This is a genomic window from Vibrio profundi, from assembly GCF_043642225.1.
GTDB classification, from domain to species: Bacteria; Pseudomonadota; Gammaproteobacteria; order Enterobacterales; family Vibrionaceae; genus Vibrio; species Vibrio profundi_A.
In genome coordinates this window covers 637,065-653,616 of record NZ_JBHZSF010000001.1, presented here as the reverse complement: position 1 = coordinate 653,616, position 16,552 = coordinate 637,065, and the positions used below count along the sequence as shown (strand labels likewise).

Here is a 16,552-nt window from a genome sequence, read left to right as displayed (position 1 = left end):
AAATTCAACAACTTAAACAAAATACTCAATTCATCAATTGATTATGGGTCACTCGTGTCCAAGCGCATAGACTGCATTTGGGTCATTTATGTCCCATGATATTTATGGCTAAAAAAAGAGCCAGAAGGCTCTTTAAACTATCCATTTTTTAAACCAAGGACCTTTATGTCTATGGCTTTTAAACCCACTTACAGGCCATCTATTAAGATTGGCTGTCCATGCAGTTTGCGTAGTAAGTAACCGTTGCTGGCCAATCACTGAATACGCCAAGCACGCCCACATCTTGCGCTAGTACGTCCAGCATTTTCATCATATCGCCATCATTGTTGATGCCTTGCTTAACGCTTTGGTAATACCAACCGCCACCTTGTGCTAATGGGCCAGAGCGCTCTAGCGTCCAAGCAATGATATCGAGGTCCGCTTCTTTGGCTAACTTCGCATAGTTAGACGCCACAAGGTCGTTTTTGTCATCGAGTTCAACAAGAGCAAACAGTGGTGGCGCAATGATGTTGACGCCGGCATCACGCAAGTCTTTCATATTCTCAACAGACGCCACGAAATCAGCTTGGTCATAAACACGATCATCTAAGTACACCGCTTGTTTACCAAACTTTGGATTCTCGTTAATCCAGTACTTCACGTCATCTAAGTTAAACGACTGCAAATACGTTTCAGATGGCTTAAAGCCAGCCGCTTTCAACTCGTCGACTAACTTTTGCGCGTACATTTCTTGAGTAAAGCCATTGAAAGGCATGTCGACAGAAGCAGACTTCAATTCAGGTGTCACTTTAACTCCGTGCTTTTTAAATAAAGCTGCACTTTCTGCATGTGTCATCAAAGTCCCGCTTTGGCTGTACAAATCAGTGCGCCAGCCCGGTGTGCCATTCATGTATTCCTCAACCGTGGTTGCCTTCGGGTTTGCACCATCCATTTTTCCTTTCAGCGTTTTAAATTCCGCCAAAGTAAAATCAGACGTACGACACTCTACTTGCGCATCTTCGCCTGTCGCTGGGTTTGCTGGCTTGAAAGGCACTGAACATTTCTTCGCAAGATCTGGGTGCGCTAGCACATCCGTCGTAGTATGAAGATCGCTTTGCGAGTGGCGACAAACAAGCTCTTTGTCTTTGGTGAAGGTAACGTCACATTCCACGACACCGGCACCCATTTGAATCGCCGCTAAATACGATTCCTTAGTATGCTCTGGGAACTGCATGGCAGCACCACGGTGGCCAATTGAAAAATCACTTCGATGAAAAGGCCCTTCACTACAACTCAGTAGCTTAGATTTCAAAGGTCCTTCGTCCATATTGTTGACTAAAAAGAGGGGACGAGGCCCTAAATCAGCAGACTTAGGCGCAGCAGTTGCTCCCATCGCAGTCATACCTAGTATTAGAGCAATTGAACCTTTCAGTATTTGCTTCATGTTTGTATCTCCTTGCAACAAGCAATGTTCTTGTACTTTCCGTTGTTCGGTCAGCGAAGCGGAGTGCTACCGTGATACAAGCTTTCGGTAACGGCCGATGTTGACCTCCTGTGGACTAACGCCACAGCCAGTGAATTGCACGCTTCATGCCAATTATAATTTCACTTAAAATACAAGCACTTGAAAAACACTCAAGACTATTAACTCTAATAATGGGTCATTCTTGTCTTGTGTGTTTTATCGCTTATCTAGGCTTTAAAACTCTCTTTATCAAGCTGATGTTTTTTCATTTTTCGGTACAAGGTTTTACGGGGAAGGTTCAGCTTCGCTGACACTTCATTGATGTTGCCAGAGCTTTCAATCAAGGCCTCTGTCAGTACATTTCGCTCGTATTGTTCCATCTGTTTTTCAAAAGCAAAATCTTCATTGGTCGATTCACAAATGGGGGATTGAAGGTCAAATCCATCACCAACAATGCCAAGTACAAATCGGTCAGCAACATTACGAAGCTCTCGAACGTTGCCCGGCCATTCGTGCCTACTAAGCTGCTGGATTTGCTCAGGATAAATCGTAGATGGGCGGGTTTTATATTTCTTACTCGCTTGGATCACGAAATGGCGAAACAGCAGCTGAATATCTTCTTTCCGTTGGCGTAGCGCTGGCAAGTTTAGGCTAGCGATATTCAATCGATAAAACAGATCGGCTCTAAACTCACCCGATTCACTGAGGCTGGCTAAATCGGCTTTACTGGCAGCGACCACCACAATATCGACAGGGATCAATTCATTACCGCCCACTCGCTCAATCACGCGCTCTTGGATCACGCGCAATAGCTTGATTTGGACAGCGATTGGCATACTCTCTATTTCGTCTAGGAACAGGGTGCCACCATTTGCCTGTTCAATTTTGCCAATGCGCTTTTTGTTGGCACTGGTAAACGCTCCCGCTTCGTGGCCAAACAATTCACTCTCAATGATGCTTTCTGTCATGCCGCCGCAGTTAATCGCAACGAACGACTTGGGTTTTCGGCGGCTAAATTGGTGTAACGCTCGAGCGATCACTTCTTTACCAGTCCCGGTTTCACCGTTGATGATGGTATCTACGCCAGTATGAGCCAGTGCCAACACTTGTTTTCGAATCGTATCCATACTCTTGGATTGGCCAATCACGACCGACTCAATAGGTAGTTCAGCGCTCTCTTCACCATCTGGTACCTGAGGTAAATTTTGCTGACTTTGAGTCAATGCTAAATCGAGTTTTTCCACTAACTCTGAGGTATTCAGCGGCTTTTCGAGAAAGTCGAATGCACCAAGCTTCATCGCTTCTATGGCCATTGGAATATCACCATGCCCACTCATTAATAGTACTGGTACATTCGGCGCTCGGTGCTGGATAGAACTCAGCAGTGTTAAGCCATCTATTTTCGGCATCCGCACATCGCACAACACCACAGATTGGCAACTGGCGGTTAATGATTTCAATCCCTGGTTTGGGTCTGTAAACGTGGTGACATTAAAGCCTTCCAGTTCTAGCATTTCACTCACGGCTTCCACGACATCTATTTCGTCATCGATAAGAACTATGTGTTTTTCTAGGGTCATGAGTGAGTGCCTTTTTGTAAAGTAACGATAAATTCTGTGCCTTGATGCTCTACCGATTCAACATGAATCGAGCCACCAAAATCTTTAATAATGTTGTATGCGATGGATAAGCCGAGGCCTAACCCTTTACCCGATGATTTACGGGAATAGAAAGGGTCGAACAAGTGTGGGATGTCTTCTACTGGAATGCCGAGACCATTGTCTTTGACCGAAATGGTGACTGTGGCATCCGATTCTAAAGTTGCGATTTCGATGCTCGGAGCGTCATTCAATTCGACCGCATCTAACGCGTTGCTGATCAAGTTCACCAACACTTGCTCAAGGCGAATGCTGTTAGCTCGAACGCTAGGAATCGGGCCTTTCTTATAAACAATCGCCACGTTATTACGTCTGGTTTCGAATAGCTCAATAGCATCGCTGATAACGCCCTGCAGTTCTACACTCTCGATTTTGCCATCACTCTTGCGTGAAAATGCTTTCAGATGGCGAGTAATAGCAGCCACCTTTTCGAGTAAGGTTTCAATTTTTTGTAGATTGAGCGCAGCTTTGTCTGGCCTATCTTTATCCAGCCACAATTGAGCGCTGCGCACATGGCTGTTTACTGCGGTCAACGGCTGATTGATTTCATGAGTAATTCCGACACTCAATTGCCCAAGCGCTGCCAGTTTCCCCGCTTGCACTAGCTCATCTTGAGTCACACGTAATTTCGCTTCTGCCAAGGTGCGTTCTTCGACCTCGGCTTCTAGTTTTCGGTTGGTCTGCTTAACGATTTTGGCGGTGGTTTGGAATACTTTTAAATACTTCGCCATTTGCGTTACTTCATCCCGCCCGCGGATCGCAACTTCGGTATCTAAATGACCCGTCGAAATCGCGAACATGTTGTCTTTTAGCTGCAATAAACGCTCTAGAATGCTTTTACGAACGTAGAACCAAGAAATCGCAGCCGCTGCTAAGATGCTGAATAGAGAAAGGAATAATGATAGACGTTGATTTGAGTGCAGCGACTCTTGAGCCTGATTGATCGATTGATCGATATTGCGGTTTACTTTGCTGGTGTTGCTTTCGATTTGTACGGTTAGCTGATTAAGGTGCTCTCGGCTATTTTGTAGAAAGTATTGTTCTTGATAGCGATAATCTAGCGCTTTATTTTTCACTGAGTACAGACTACTTGAGCTTGAGGCTAAGTTGTAAATCACCGCTAATTGTTTATCGAGTTCAGGAAATTCACTGCGTAAATCACCATTCACCCACAGTGCCCACCACTCTTCACCCACTTGCTCTAAACGATAGCTGGTGTAATCCAATTCATTAAAACTCGAATCGTTATATAACTTCTCTACCAAACCCAATTGATAATAAAGCAGCGACTTTAACTGGGTGTATTGAATTCTCTCTTTGCTGGCCTGTGGCAGTGCATCCAGTGAGTTACTGGCCAATTGCAACAAAGGATAAAAGCCTTCGAGTAAGTTGCGTAATTCTTTATTCAAATGATCGGACTCGATTTCACTTTGGTAGAGTAAACTCAAGCTGTTATGCACTTGCGCGATCAGGTCTTTAAAATAGGAGTGATATTCAGGGAACTGAACCATGATGCCATCCATCACAGCAATCGCTTCTTCAATGCGTTGAAGAAACTGTTTTCGCTCAAGGTTAGATTCAGCATCACTCAATTGAGAAGAAGCGACAATGATCACGCGCACCATGTCGTTCAAGCGTGCCGCTTGATCCAGTGCGGGAATCTCACTTTCTTTGAGCTCAACGAGGCGCTGGTTAAGATCGTTAAAGGTAAACGTGGAAACCACCGACAGAAAGATCGTCGTCATTGAAAGCATGGCCAACGCGAGCACTAAACGTTGCTCAATACCTTTCCAACCAAACCATTTTCTTCGGGGTGATTTCAGCGCACTTAAAGGTCGAGAACTCACATTGGGTTCAGCGATCTCTTTGGCTGAATAAACGTCACTGTTCACTACACCACCCTCTTGATAGTTCGACTGCGCATGGTTTAAATGAATAATTTTGCTAATTATTTTCGTAAGTTAGAGACTAAACCTTCGATGACTCACCGCGGTTTACTCACTCCAATCACCTAGTGACACTATATAAAACACCAAGCAATCATTAACATTTCTTATAAAACACCATAACAATTCACTAATAAAGTGTGGGGGGCTTTTTTTGCGATAATCGCTTGTGTTGAGTCCACAATTTTTGTCTTTAATAGTCAAAAAAGGTGGCTTTTTCCTCCTAACTCTCAGGTAAATTAACTGGCAGCTCTAAGGTAAATTCAACACCTTGGTTTGGTATGGATGAGAATTGCAGTTTTCCTCCAAGCTTTTGATTAACCATATTAAAGACTAAGTTAAGCCCGAGCCCAGATCCTCCTTGCCCGCGCTTACTGGTATAAAAAGGTTCGAAGATTTTTTGATGGAGTGACGCATCAACCCCGATGCCATTGTCTTGATAACAAAAGGTCACCACGTCTGATGCTTGTGTAATTACGAGGGAGATATTCGGCATGATATTTTCATGTTGAAGATAGTCGAGGTGCGCCTGCGGAAACCCATGGTTCACACTGTTCATGATCAAATTCGAAACCACTTGAGTCAGTACCCCAGGCAAACTGTTCATCACAAGCTTTCCCTCAACCGTCAGCAATGGCGTCACTGGAACTTTCGCGGTTTCAGAGTGCAAGCTACTGACAAGTGCCTTTAGAGCGTCTTCTATCAAAAACTCACTTTGGTTCTCAGAAACCTGATCGACTGCGGTTTGCTTAAAATCCTTAATCAATTTCGTCGCTCTGGCTAGATTACTTTCGAGCATGGCTTTCGTTTCAACAAGTCGCTCCATCAATTCTGAATATTGCACGCTGGTTAACGTTTGATTGAGAAAAGCTCGATTCAGCTCATCGATGATCTCCCCGATCAAAGAAGTGGCTGTAACTGAAATACCTAACGGCGTATTCACCTCATGCGCCACTCCCGCGACTAAACCTCCTAAGGCGGCAAGCTTTTCAGCTTCTACCAACTGCTCTTGGGTTTCTTGGAGTTGCGCCATACTGACTTGCAAGTCATGAGTTCGTTCTACGACTTTGTTCTCTAAGCTTTGGTTTAAGTCTTCTAGCTGACGGTTTAAATCCATTTGTTGCTGCTGCGCTTGAATTTTTTTCTCGATCTGAAGGTGCAGCTCTTTGTTTGATTGCTCTAATTCATGCATGAAGCGATTAAAATAATGACTGAGTTCATTTAACTCGTCATTGCATTCTTCTCGCTCTTCCATTCGCGTATCGTAACGCCCAGAGCCTGCTGCTTTTAATGATTCCATCACTTGCTTAAGAGGGATCACAATCGAGCGGCTCAACAACAAGTTAGAAGGGATAAGTACCGCGACCGATACGAACAATATAACCAAATAGATCTGCGATAACTCTTCCACCGGTCGGAACAACTCTTCGCTGTATGTGGCAGACACCACGTACCAATCATAATCCGGGATATATTGAAAAATGGCGTATTTCTCTCGATAAGAACCTTCATTTGGGTTACGCCAGGTATAGGTAATCGCCCCATTTTTTTGCGCCAAAATCGCTTTCACAAACGCGAAGCCATTCGAGTCTTTTACATCAAGAAAATTACCGCTGATAAATGGATGAAGCACCACGTCACCTAGTGAATTAATCACATAGGAATACCCGGTTTCACCAAATTTTTGAGAGGAAATATAAGTTTGAAAGTCAGTAATATTAATCAATGATAGGAATTCTGAACGATAAGAGGATGAGGAAATAATCCAATCCCACGGTTGGAAGTAAATCATGTGCAACGCTTTCGGCCGCTCTTTGCTCTCCCCAGGGTTCTTCCAGTCGTACTCTAAGTAGCCTTTCTTCGTTTTCACCTGCTGCTGCATGAAAGAGAACTCCATTAAGTTCTGATCGATCAATGCCGTTTTGGGGTGAATTTGAATGATACCTCTTGAGTCGACAACATACGGGTAACCACTTTCTCCGATCCTTTGCTGAATAAACATTTGGGACACATTTTGCTTAGCTTCTGATTCCGTGATCTCTCCCGCTTTAAATCGTTGATATTGGGTTTGAACGTAGATCAGATTGGTTTCGCTGATTGCTCTCAAGTAATTACGGATGGTGGTATTCGCAGTGGTGTGAATGCTGTTGGCGATAGAAGACGTAGTCAATTGAAGCTCACGTTCAATTTTATTCTGCAGTAAATCTCGGACGGTTAAGTAATGAACGAGATTCGCGCCATTTAAAATCAGCAGAAACAAAGCCAAATAACCAAACATCAGTCTATTGCTGATTTTCAATTTACGTAATAGCCCTATCACTACTTTCATAGTTAGCCCTAATTACCCCAAGCCGGATACTTGAGCGTCTGCGGATATAGCATTGAGTATAGACGTTTCATCGTTTATCTAGCCCCACCTGCCTTTATTACATATACGTAAAAATCATTTTCATTTTGGTGGGATTATCAATTTTCCACAAATACCTATACTGGCTCCAACAAAACGAGACAGCGGAAACAAACAAGCTCGACTAACCTTAAAGCGAATGACTTCAACACTTACGGTGAACTCTCATTCCCAACAAGCTACTGAGCCTCCGCTTCCACGACTTATATAGGAAAATCCAATGACGATTGAAATCAAACCGGGTCAAACTCATATCCAATCTAAAGCTATGGTCGCATGGGCTGCTGGCGAGCCGCTTAAGCGTGAAACGGTTGACGTTGAACTGCCTAAAGCCGGTGAAGTACTGGTTCGTATCGTTGCGACTGGTGTTTGTCACACGGATGCATTCACGCTTTCTGGTGACGACCCTGAAGGTATCTTCCCTTCAATCCTTGGTCACGAAGGTGGCGGTATCGTTGAAATGGTGGGCGAAGGCGTAACAAGCGTTGAAGTCGGCGACCACGTTATCCCACTGTACACTGCGGAATGTGGCGAGTGTAAGTTCTGTAAATCGGGAAAAACTAACCTGTGCCAAGCGGTTCGTGAAACCCAAGGTAAAGGCCTAATGCCTGATGGCACAAGCCGTTTCTCTATCAACGGCGAGCCAATCTACCACTACATGGGGTGCTCGACTTTCTCTGAGTACACAGTACTTCCAGAAATCTCACTAGCAAAAGTAAGCAAAGAAGCACCACTTGAAGAAGTGTGTCTTCTAGGCTGTGGTGTAACAACCGGTATGGGCGCAGTTCTTAACACGGCTAAAGTAGAAAAAGGCGACAACGTTGCGGTATTCGGCCTAGGCGGTATCGGTCTTTCTGCAATCATTGGTGCTCGTATGGCGGGTGCTGAAATCATCATTGGTGTTGACATCAACGAGAGCAAATTCGAGCTAGCGAAACAACTGGGTGCAACACACTGTATCAACCCTCAGAAATTCGACAAGCCAATCCAGGAAGTGATTGTTGATATGACTGACGGCGGTGTTGAGTACTCTTTCGAGTGTATTGGTAACGTCAACGTGATGCGTCAAGCGCTTGAGTGTTGTCACAAAGGTTGGGGCGAATCGGTCATCATCGGTGTAGCCGGTGCAGGTCAAGAAATCTCAACGCGTCCGTTCCAACTTGTGACTGGTCGTGTATGGCGTGGCTCAGCGTTCGGTGGTGTTAAAGGCCGCTCAGAGCTTCCAGAAATCGTTAACCGTTACATGGCAGGCGAGTTTGGTCTTCAAGAGTTCATCACTCACACAATGGGCCTTGAAGATGTAAACGAAGCATTCGACCTGATGCACAAAGGTGAGTCTATCCGTACTGTTCTATACATGGACAAATAGTGCTGCACCATGCTGGTCATAGACAAGGCATGATGAAATAGCATTTAAACCTTTCTACGATATTAAGCCCAAGAGACAATCTTGGGCTTTTTTCATTTCCGCCCACTTTTTCATTTCCATAAGCGGTGGCAAATCTTAGCCCAATGCCCACTTAATGAACGGATTCATTTTCCGGACGATACGGCTCTTCTTTTAGAATATGACTAACCAACAACTTAAGGTAAAAAATTGGCAAAAACCATTCTAACCCCGGCACCGTTTCAAGTACGTATAGGGAAAGTAAAATGCTCACCGAATACAAGATAAGGGCGACCGGTCGCTGCAAGTACAGTGGTGTCAGTAAAATCAGACAACTCGCGAGCATTACGTAACCACCAGCCAGTGCGATCCACCCCCAATTTAGGTCCAAAAATGCCCAGCTAAACAAACCTAGCTGTATAAAATGCGTACCAATAAAACTCATATGCTGCTTAAAACCTTCACCTTCGCGGTGAAACCAACGTTTAGCGCTGGAGGTCGCATTCGTAATAACCCCACCGAGCATATCAATCGTAAGCAAAGCCGCGACAACATATTGGGTTAAAGTCCAGGACAAAGGGGTACTCCACGCATAAAACAGCATCGCAGCACCGGCTATTAAAGGTAAATAGCCTTGTAAATTCTTCTCTGCTGATGTTGCGCCCGGGCCAATAAACTTATCTAACTTTCCGCGAAAGCCATCGCGAGCTTTTGGAATTTCCCAGTCAATTTTCATGTTTCTCACCTATTTTAGAACACTTGGTCTTTTTAAGGTAAAAGATCAATTAAACAAAGTAAACCTAAAAAGACCAATTGGACTAAAATGAATTTGTAAGACATCCTTGATGGAAGTGAAGGTTGCAATGAAGCAGCATCACCAACAAGCCGTCCGAAACGGACGTTCAGAGTATTAGCGTTTTCTCTTATATTCTGGTTTACTTTGCCCCACCAAAGAGCCGAGGCTCTACGTTATTGAAAAAGGAAACCTCATGCCTAAGATTGTCGATCATGACAAAAAACGCGAAGAAATAGCCTTAAAAGCAGCGACGATTTTTCTTGAGTTTGGATACAAAGATCTCGGAATGAGACAACTTTGCACACACTTAAACATGAGCAAAAGTGCGGTTTATCACTACTTTAAAAGCAAGGATGCGCTTTTTAGAGCCTCTACCGAAGCGATGGTGAAATTCGATGAACTCGTACTGGCAAATAATCCCTTAGCCAACGCTGCCAATCTGGATGAGAAAGTGAATAACTTTATCCAAATTTTCAATATATTAGCGCCCCGCCACTTTCAAGAAATGAAGCTGGTAATGGAATATATCGATGTCATTGGACAAGAGCATGTCGCTCAAGACAGCAACATGATCTTAGCAAATGATAAGTATCAAAATTTATTGGCTAGCTACGTTGATGACAAGCAGCCAGAAATGCTTTATACGCTACTGCTCGGGTTGCTAACTCAACAGGTTGTCAGCGGTAAACCAGCGTCTAGGGACTCAATTTCGTCGATAGTCGAGAAACACTTAGCCCCTTAGTTTTTAAGTTGCTAAGTGCATCTTTAGTATCGCCGTTTGTCTGTTTCGCACTATGCGTCAGCGTGGCTTATAAGATCACCAGTATGCCGCGTTGTTGAGTGCTTCAACACAAGTTGGCGTCTCAGAAATGAGTGGGAGTGACTCTCCAACTAATGGTTGAGCCAACCAACCGTGTGGGAAGCTCAATGAGAAAGGTGCTTTAATCACTTGTTCCGAAACTGATTCAAACCCCACTTTCGAATAGTAATTCGGATCGCCATAAGTCACGACGAGCTCAACGCCACTTTCTTTAAGAGCATTAAGCCCAAAACGAATTAACGTCTGCCCAACCCCTTGTTTCTGGTTTTGAGTACTGACTGCCATTGGAGACAACAAGTAAACGCATTGCCCAGCAGCAACAGACATTCTAGAAAAAATCACCGCCCCCAGAAGTTGCTCATTGTTCTCAGCAACAAAGCAATGCAAATCATCTGCGGGGGTTGTGGTCAATAACTCGTAGCTCAATTGACCAACGGCGATGCCTTCTTTCTCCCCTTCAGAATCTGAAAAAGTATCGGTATAAAGTTGTTTTATTGTGTCGATTTCACTCTGGGAAAACGGTCTAAAATTCATCATATTCACTGTCCAATCATGCTTTCTTAAGCACAAAAAATTGATAATCGTATTCTTTTTGAGTCGTAAAGTAGGTGTCCACTTCTCTTTTCATATCTTGATAAGCCATAGAGCTTTTCATTTCCGTCTCGAGGGCCATCAAGCGTGCTTTTAAGGGAAGATAATAAGCATCCCACCCAGCACGGCTTAAAGGAAACTGACTCAAAACTTGATAACCTAGCGCCTGTGCCTGCTTGACTCGCTCCTTAGCTGTCGTCATATCCGGGTATTCTTTTTGCCAGAACTCCAAAGCGGATTTACTTGGTGTTTCGGTTGACCAAACCAAGTCATTAACCACCAGCACACCACCTGTATTCAAGTATGGCATCCACTGCTTCATCGCTTGTTTAACCCCCATGATATAGGCACTGCCCTCACTCCAAATAACATCAAATGCCGGCTTCTCAAAGGGTAAATCCGTCATGCTTGCACATACCACACTAACCCTATGACCGTTATCTTGTTCTAGCAGCCGCTGCGTCAACACCTCTAGTGCGTTAGCATCGTTATCGACAGCTGTGATTGGGCAATCGAGAGAGGCTGCGATGACTTGAGTTGCTACTCCTTTACCACATCCAATTTCCAGTAAAGATTTCGGAGTACAAGGTATTTGGCGTAACGCATTTTCGGTATCTTCGGGTGCTCCTGGGCCTAACCGTTCAATGCCATCAAAAATGTGCTCAAAGTCCGCCATGTATTGATCATGCTCGTTCATATCTTTTGATAACCATTTCAAGCGCAAAGCTTGTTTCTCATCAAAACCTTGCTGTATTAACCAATCGAGGTGTGCATCTGGCGCGATTTTGTCTATCGACTCATGCCAATCTTTTAAGTCTCCTTGACCTAACATAGCCGCCAGTAGATCTCGCGACTGCTGCTTTTGCTCAATTTCATCGTCTAACTTTTCTAAACGATTCAGCAGCAACTGGCGATCCACTTTTGCATCCAAGCAAGCTTGGCACTCTTTTAACGTTAATCCGCCTGCCTGTAAGCGTTGTAATAAACGTACGCGTTGCAGGTCTCTTTCAGAATAAGTTCGATACCCATTACTTTGGCGTTTCGCCGTAATCAAACCTAACTTTCCGTAATACAAAAGCGTTGAGCGACTCAAGCCCACTAAGGCAGCCAATTCAGATATTCGGTACATGCACTTTCCTCGTCATTCGGTAAGCAAGATAAACTATGAAGCTTTAGTCAGGTCAACACTTAATATAGTCATTCTTTCACTGTTCTACGATATGCATTGAAAACACTGAGTTTAATAGCACTATTTTTCAATCAGTTACGCTTCACTCAAAAAGCATTATTAAAAAATTCAGTCTTTTTTCGTCTTTCTCGATCCGCTGTCGTCTTATTAAGTACAAGACAGCCAAATGGCTCAAATCAATACACATTAGGTAAATTAAGATGATCAAAATAGTAAGCTTTAAAATTTGTCCGTTCGTTCAACGTGTCACTGCCGCTTTAGAAGCAAAACAGATTCCGTACGAGATCGATTACATCAGCTTAAGTGATAAGCCAAAATGGTTCTTGGAAGTATCACCTAACGGACAAGTCCCTATTCTTATAACTGAATCTGGCACAACACTGTTCGAGTCGGACGCGATTATTGAGTATATTGAAGATGAGTTTGGTTCCTTAGAGCAAGGGGTAACAAACGAGCAAAGAGCATTAGACAGAGCATGGAGCTACCTAGGTTCAAAGCACTACTTACCTCAATGTGGCACCATGAGCAGCAAGAATTCAGTAACCTTTGAGGAACGCTCAGAGAAGCTGATCAAAGCTTTTAAAAAGGCTGAAGATAAACTCAGCGGAGAGACGTTATTTTTCAAATCAAACGCGCTTAGCAATGTGGATATGGCTTGGCTTCCATTACTTCACCGTGCAGCAATAGTGAAAGACAAAGTAGGCTACGATTTCTTGTGTGGTTTACCAAAAATGCAAGCATGGCAAGCGAACTTGCTGTCTACCGGCCTTGCAGAAAAGTCGGTATCGGAGGATTTTATCGAGTTATTTAGTGACTTCTACTTAACGAATACTTATCTAGCAGAAGGCAAAGATATTCAACAACAAGGTGCGTGTGCTTCTAGTAGCTGCTGCGGCTAACCTTTAGATGCCTGCACATAGAGACCAACCAACTTCTATGTGCAGTCTGCTTCAAAACCTACCAACTTAAGCCCCGCCATTTAACTAGTCAAATGCCTGCCACCGTACTTCCCATCTCCAGTAAAATGTACAGCCCTCTTTTATTTGCTGATTTTATAAATATAATAACTTTTCAAATGCAACTTATTTAGTAGTCCATACCATGAGACACTCGTTTGTTTTATGTCTCTATCTCATCTCATTTATCCACTGATGGCATCTGCTCACACTTTTTAGAAACATGGATGATTGAGGAGTTGCTCTCATTGGCATTACAAATTCAGTGAGCACTCGGTAAGTGCATTCCAAAGTTTTCGCTCAGATAGAGCTCCCCCTTTCAATCGCTAAGGGGAGTTGGATAAAGGAGCAACGCGTTACCTCAGGAGACATGATCGTCAACAAGGCTTTTGGTACACATGGGTTAATGAATACCTCTGAGAAAGATATCGAACTGCTGATTATCCAAGCGAGCTTAAAGTAGCGCACACGACAGCAAAAATGGAATTAATTAGAGCTTCCTCAAAAAATGATTGGGCTTCGATGTAACCCGCTATCAACTGCCGATAAAAGATAATGAACCGGAAAAACAAATAGGAGCGAAACATGTTTGAAATGTTAGTGGGGCTAGAAGTCTCTGATAACAAAATCTACGCACAATACCGTGCCGCAATGAAACCTATTCTAGCTCGCTACGAGGGAGGGTTTGGTTACGACTTTGTAATTTCCGAAGTGCTTCTTTCTGAGGTCGACACACCGATTAATCGCGTATTTACCATTCGCTTCCCAACACAATCTTCCGCAGATGACTTCTTCGGCAATGAAGAATACCAGGCCGTAAAGGAGCAATTTTTTGTAAAATCAGTCTCCCACATCACGATTATTGCCAGCTATCACAAAGAAGCTGCATAAAGTCGCGGGCAGCTCGTCTATCAATAGATATGTTGTAAGAATGCTCAGTAATACTTAAACAACCGCAGTCACTGAGCAACATCCTACAAACTATGCCTTCATGAGCGGTGACATCATCGTTCAATCGGTTTTGGCTGTATACATTGACTGCCATTTAATGGAATTAACAGTGTAAATTGAGCTCCACCATACCGACTTTCGGAAACCTCAAGTTCCCAACCAGACCGCTTAGCAGCCGCTAGCGTGATGGCGAGGCCTAGGCCAAACCCACCTGTTTTAGAGTTACGACTTTTGTCCAAACGAGAGAATGGAACAAAGACTTCCTCGCGCTTCTCTTCAGGGATTCCTGTTCCGTCATCTTCAACAGTGAACAGTAGCTGAGTAGTGTTGCTTTTCAAGCTCACAAGAACGCGCTTAGACGCATATTCCACAGCATTTTTGATCAGGTTATCAATCACTAATCTCGCCATCGTTGGATCACAATAAAGACTAAAACAATCAGCGACTTCGCTTTCAAGTGCAATTCCGTCAGCTTGCAAAGCACTGATTCTTGAATTCAAAAAATTCGTCATATCCAACTCTACCTTTCTTGCCTCATAGTAAGAGGATTCCTGAGACGTCAGGCGTGAAAGCTGAATAATATCTTCCGTAAGCGTGTTGATGTCTTCGACATATAAATCAATGTCATCGAGCAGCTGAGTATCAAACTCTGGGGATTTAACTCGAATCAGGTCACAAACCAATTGGATTCGGCTCAGAGGTGTCCGGACTTCGTGAGGGATAGCTTGAGCAAAAACCTGACTCTGGATCAGTCGAGCTTCTATTTCATCCGCCATTTTATTGAAGTTCTTTGCAACATCGCCTATCGGATAGGGTAAAGCGGTTTTCGCACGTTTCGAAAAGTGTCCCTCACTGAATTGCGCCTGAGTTTTCTGGAATTCGGCCATTTGTAACTGCAAATGCCGAGTTGGAAGGTAAATGGCAAAGATAAAAATGGGGATCACGCCACAAATAAACGACAACAAAAACAAAAATGAAGTCGCTTTAAACCAAGGTGTAGAATAGGCAAAATAGTTTTTATCTTTAGAAAACACTAAGTAGTCTGTTGAATCGGGTATCAACATAACGGTCGTGTAGTACTTATCGTCAGCATAAATCGGCAGACCATCGATGACTAATACTTGTTTACAAAGGTTACACGGCGCTTCTTGATCCCATCCGGACACCAATGCCACTTGAGCGGTGTAAGTCCGAACCGTTCCACTTTCCTGAAGATCAACAAACAAGCCGTTGTCATCAAGTTGGCTCGCTTGGTAATTATCTAAAAAGAGATGCCCATCCCTTAAAAACGCTTCTACGTTACTCTTGTACAAGTAACTTTCGCCAAGACAAAAAGCGAACATGACAATCGACAAAATGGAGAGAGCGATGCCGATATACAGCCTCGAAAACATATTGGTCACCGATTCAAGACTCAACAAGCATATACCCTTTATTTCTAATCGTTCTTAATTACCGTTCCTGAACATTCTGCACGCGCCAACTTCTTTCTTAGCCCAGAGATCCGCATATCAACCGAACGGTCATTAAACCCCAGTTCGATCCCTCTAAAAAGCTGACAACAGCTTTCACGCGTCACTACTTTTCCTCTGTTCTCAATCAATATCTGAAAAATTTCAAACTGCGAAGTGGTTAAGCCTAAGTCTTCACCTCTATAGAAAATCCGTTTACTTACAGCATCAATAACCAAATCAGACGATGAGGTTTCTTTGACGTTTGCATCAAAGCTTGTATGTGTCAAAAGGCTTCTATGTGCCAAAAGACGACCTGACTTTCTTCTCAACAAAGCGTCAATTCTCGCTAACAAAACATGCCCCCTGACGGGTTTTGTCAAGTAATCATCAGCACCAAATCGTAATAGACTCACTTCATTCATCTCTTCTTCTGACGCGGTAAGCACTAAAATCAGCCCTTCGTAAAACTGCTTCGCTTGAATGCAGATATCCGCGCCACTTAATCCAGGTAACATTAGATCCAGTAAGACCAAGTCAGGGTTAATGGTTCGAATGGCTTCTATCGCTTGCTCACCATCACTAACCAAGAACACTTCAAAGCTGTCCGCTTCCAGATACAATTGAATTAAGCGGCTGATCTCTAAATCATCTTCAATGATCAGTATTGTTCCTTTTTTCACTAACCACTCCTTAATACACACTAATTTTGTGGAGTATATATAAGGCTGTTTTAATTAAAAGGTGAACAAATACACACAATGAGTACATAACTTACAAATGAGCATTCATCGCGTATTAACTAGCACAAAAAAACACAACGACCCGTTAACAAGTTTTAGGTTTTAAATATAATTCTTCATATTTACTTATATAAAACAATGCAACATCACAATATTCGTGAAAACTAAAAAGATTCTCAAAGTTAGAGAAAAAATAAAGTGCTTTATTATGCT

Annotated in this window: 12 protein-coding genes and 2 pseudogenes; 5 read left to right on the top strand and 9 right to left on the bottom strand. The window is 43.4% G+C overall.

The window, feature by feature from the left end:
- Positions 1–202: 202 nt before the first annotated feature.
- From ACHUFI_RS03065 to ACHUFI_RS03050, 4 genes are all read right to left on the bottom strand, one after another.
- Positions 203–1,423 carry a glycerophosphodiester phosphodiesterase family protein gene (locus tag ACHUFI_RS03065; RefSeq protein ID WP_137359361.1) on the bottom strand — a complete coding sequence of 407 codons (1,221 nt, stop codon included), beginning with the start codon at positions 1,421–1,423 and terminating at the stop codon, positions 203–205.
- Positions 1,424–1,671: 248 nt separating this feature from the next.
- Positions 1,672–3,024 carry a sigma-54-dependent transcriptional regulator gene (locus ACHUFI_RS03060; protein WP_394246808.1) on the bottom strand — a complete coding sequence of 451 codons (1,353 nt, stop codon included), beginning with the start codon at positions 3,022–3,024 and terminating at the stop codon, positions 1,672–1,674.
- Entirely contained in the window at positions 3,021–4,964 is a 1,944-nt protein-coding gene (locus ACHUFI_RS03055; protein ID WP_394246967.1) for an ATP-binding protein, read from the bottom strand. The genes ACHUFI_RS03060 and ACHUFI_RS03055 overlap by 4 nt, the downstream gene beginning before the upstream one ends.
- Before the next feature lie 307 nt (positions 4,965–5,271).
- Positions 5,272–7,377 (bottom strand): sensor histidine kinase, encoded by a 2,106-nt coding sequence (locus ACHUFI_RS03050; RefSeq protein ID WP_394246807.1) that lies wholly within the window; start codon positions 7,375–7,377, stop codon positions 5,272–5,274.
- A 298-nt stretch (positions 7,378–7,675) separates the two neighbouring features.
- On the opposite strand from ACHUFI_RS03050, the gene ACHUFI_RS03045 reads away from it, so the two are divergent.
- Positions 7,676–8,824 carry an S-(hydroxymethyl)glutathione dehydrogenase/class III alcohol dehydrogenase gene (locus ACHUFI_RS03045; protein WP_394246805.1) on the top strand — a complete coding sequence of 383 codons (1,149 nt, stop codon included), beginning with the start codon at positions 7,676–7,678 and terminating at the stop codon, positions 8,822–8,824.
- 151 nt (positions 8,825–8,975) lie between these two features.
- On the opposite strand, the gene ACHUFI_RS03040 is transcribed toward ACHUFI_RS03045, so the two are convergent.
- Positions 8,976–9,578, bottom strand: coding sequence for a hypothetical protein (locus ACHUFI_RS03040; protein ID WP_394246803.1), 603 nt, complete (start codon positions 9,576–9,578; stop codon positions 8,976–8,978).
- A 253-nt stretch (positions 9,579–9,831) separates the two neighbouring features.
- Between ACHUFI_RS03040 and ACHUFI_RS03035 the strand changes: the two genes are divergently transcribed.
- Entirely contained in the window at positions 9,832–10,380 is a 549-nt protein-coding gene (locus ACHUFI_RS03035) for a TetR/AcrR family transcriptional regulator (RefSeq protein ID WP_394246802.1), read from the top strand.
- Positions 10,381–10,455: 75 nt separating this feature from the next.
- Here the strand turns inward: ACHUFI_RS03035 and ACHUFI_RS03030 are convergent, their stop codons facing one another.
- Entirely contained in the window at positions 10,456–10,992 is a 537-nt protein-coding gene (locus ACHUFI_RS03030; RefSeq protein WP_394246965.1) for a GNAT family N-acetyltransferase, read from the bottom strand.
- Between the two features lie 16 nt (positions 10,993–11,008).
- Positions 11,009–12,178 (bottom strand): MerR family transcriptional regulator, encoded by a 1,170-nt coding sequence (locus ACHUFI_RS03025; RefSeq protein WP_394246801.1) that lies wholly within the window; start codon positions 12,176–12,178, stop codon positions 11,009–11,011.
- A 260-nt stretch (positions 12,179–12,438) separates the two neighbouring features.
- On the opposite strand from ACHUFI_RS03025, the gene ACHUFI_RS03020 reads away from it, so the two are divergent.
- The 3 genes and pseudogenes from ACHUFI_RS03020 to ACHUFI_RS03010 all read left to right on the top strand — a co-directional run bounded on the left by ACHUFI_RS03020 (position 12,439) and on the right by ACHUFI_RS03010 (position 14,085).
- Positions 12,439–13,137: a glutathione S-transferase family protein gene (locus ACHUFI_RS03020; protein WP_394246800.1), complete on the top strand. Its 699-nt coding sequence runs from the start codon at positions 12,439–12,441 to the stop codon at positions 13,135–13,137.
- 400 nt (positions 13,138–13,537) lie between these two features.
- A pseudogene (locus ACHUFI_RS03015) lies at positions 13,538–13,657 on the top strand (cupin domain-containing protein); the annotation flags it as partial.
- Between the two features lie 122 nt (positions 13,658–13,779).
- Positions 13,780–14,085 carry a DUF1330 domain-containing protein gene (locus ACHUFI_RS03010; RefSeq protein WP_394246799.1) on the top strand — a complete coding sequence of 102 codons (306 nt, stop codon included), beginning with the start codon at positions 13,780–13,782 and terminating at the stop codon, positions 14,083–14,085.
- A 113-nt stretch (positions 14,086–14,198) separates the two neighbouring features.
- On the opposite strand, the gene ACHUFI_RS03005 is transcribed toward ACHUFI_RS03010, so the two are convergent.
- On the bottom strand, positions 14,199–15,539 hold the full coding sequence (locus ACHUFI_RS03005) for a sensor histidine kinase (protein WP_394246798.1): 1,341 nt from the start codon (positions 15,537–15,539) through the stop codon (positions 14,199–14,201).
- A 13-nt stretch (positions 15,540–15,552) separates the two neighbouring features.
- Positions 15,553–16,279, bottom strand: a pseudogene (locus ACHUFI_RS03000) (response regulator transcription factor).
- Positions 16,280–16,552: the final 273 nt, after the last annotated feature.

What these genes read in the sequence shown, in the direction of transcription:
- ACHUFI_RS03035 (WP_394246802.1), top strand. Translation starts at nt 9,832, where the DNA reads ATGCCTAAGATTGTCGATCATGACAAAAAACGCGAAGAAATAGCCTTA.
- ACHUFI_RS03050 (WP_394246807.1), bottom strand. Translation starts at nt 7,377, where the DNA reads ATGAAAGTAGTGATAGGGCTATTACGTAAATTGAAAATCAGCAATAGA.
- ACHUFI_RS03030 (WP_394246965.1), bottom strand. Translation starts at nt 10,992, where the DNA reads ATGAATTTTAGACCGTTTTCCCAGAGTGAAATCGACACAATAAAACAA.
- ACHUFI_RS03045 (WP_394246805.1), top strand. Translation starts at nt 7,676, where the DNA reads ATGACGATTGAAATCAAACCGGGTCAAACTCATATCCAATCTAAAGCT.
- ACHUFI_RS03025 (WP_394246801.1), bottom strand. Translation starts at nt 12,178, where the DNA reads ATGTACCGAATATCTGAATTGGCTGCCTTAGTGGGCTTGAGTCGCTCA.
- ACHUFI_RS03065 (WP_137359361.1), bottom strand. Translation starts at nt 1,423, where the DNA reads ATGAAGCAAATACTGAAAGGTTCAATTGCTCTAATACTAGGTATGACT.
- ACHUFI_RS03060 (WP_394246808.1), bottom strand. Translation starts at nt 3,024, where the DNA reads ATGACCCTAGAAAAACACATAGTTCTTATCGATGACGAAATAGATGTC.
- ACHUFI_RS03005 (WP_394246798.1), bottom strand. Translation starts at nt 15,539, where the DNA reads ATGTTTTCGAGGCTGTATATCGGCATCGCTCTCTCCATTTTGTCGATT.
- ACHUFI_RS03010 (WP_394246799.1), top strand. Translation starts at nt 13,780, where the DNA reads ATGTTTGAAATGTTAGTGGGGCTAGAAGTCTCTGATAACAAAATCTAC.
- ACHUFI_RS03020 (WP_394246800.1), top strand. Translation starts at nt 12,439, where the DNA reads ATGATCAAAATAGTAAGCTTTAAAATTTGTCCGTTCGTTCAACGTGTC.
- ACHUFI_RS03040 (WP_394246803.1), bottom strand. Translation starts at nt 9,578, where the DNA reads ATGAAAATTGACTGGGAAATTCCAAAAGCTCGCGATGGCTTTCGCGGA.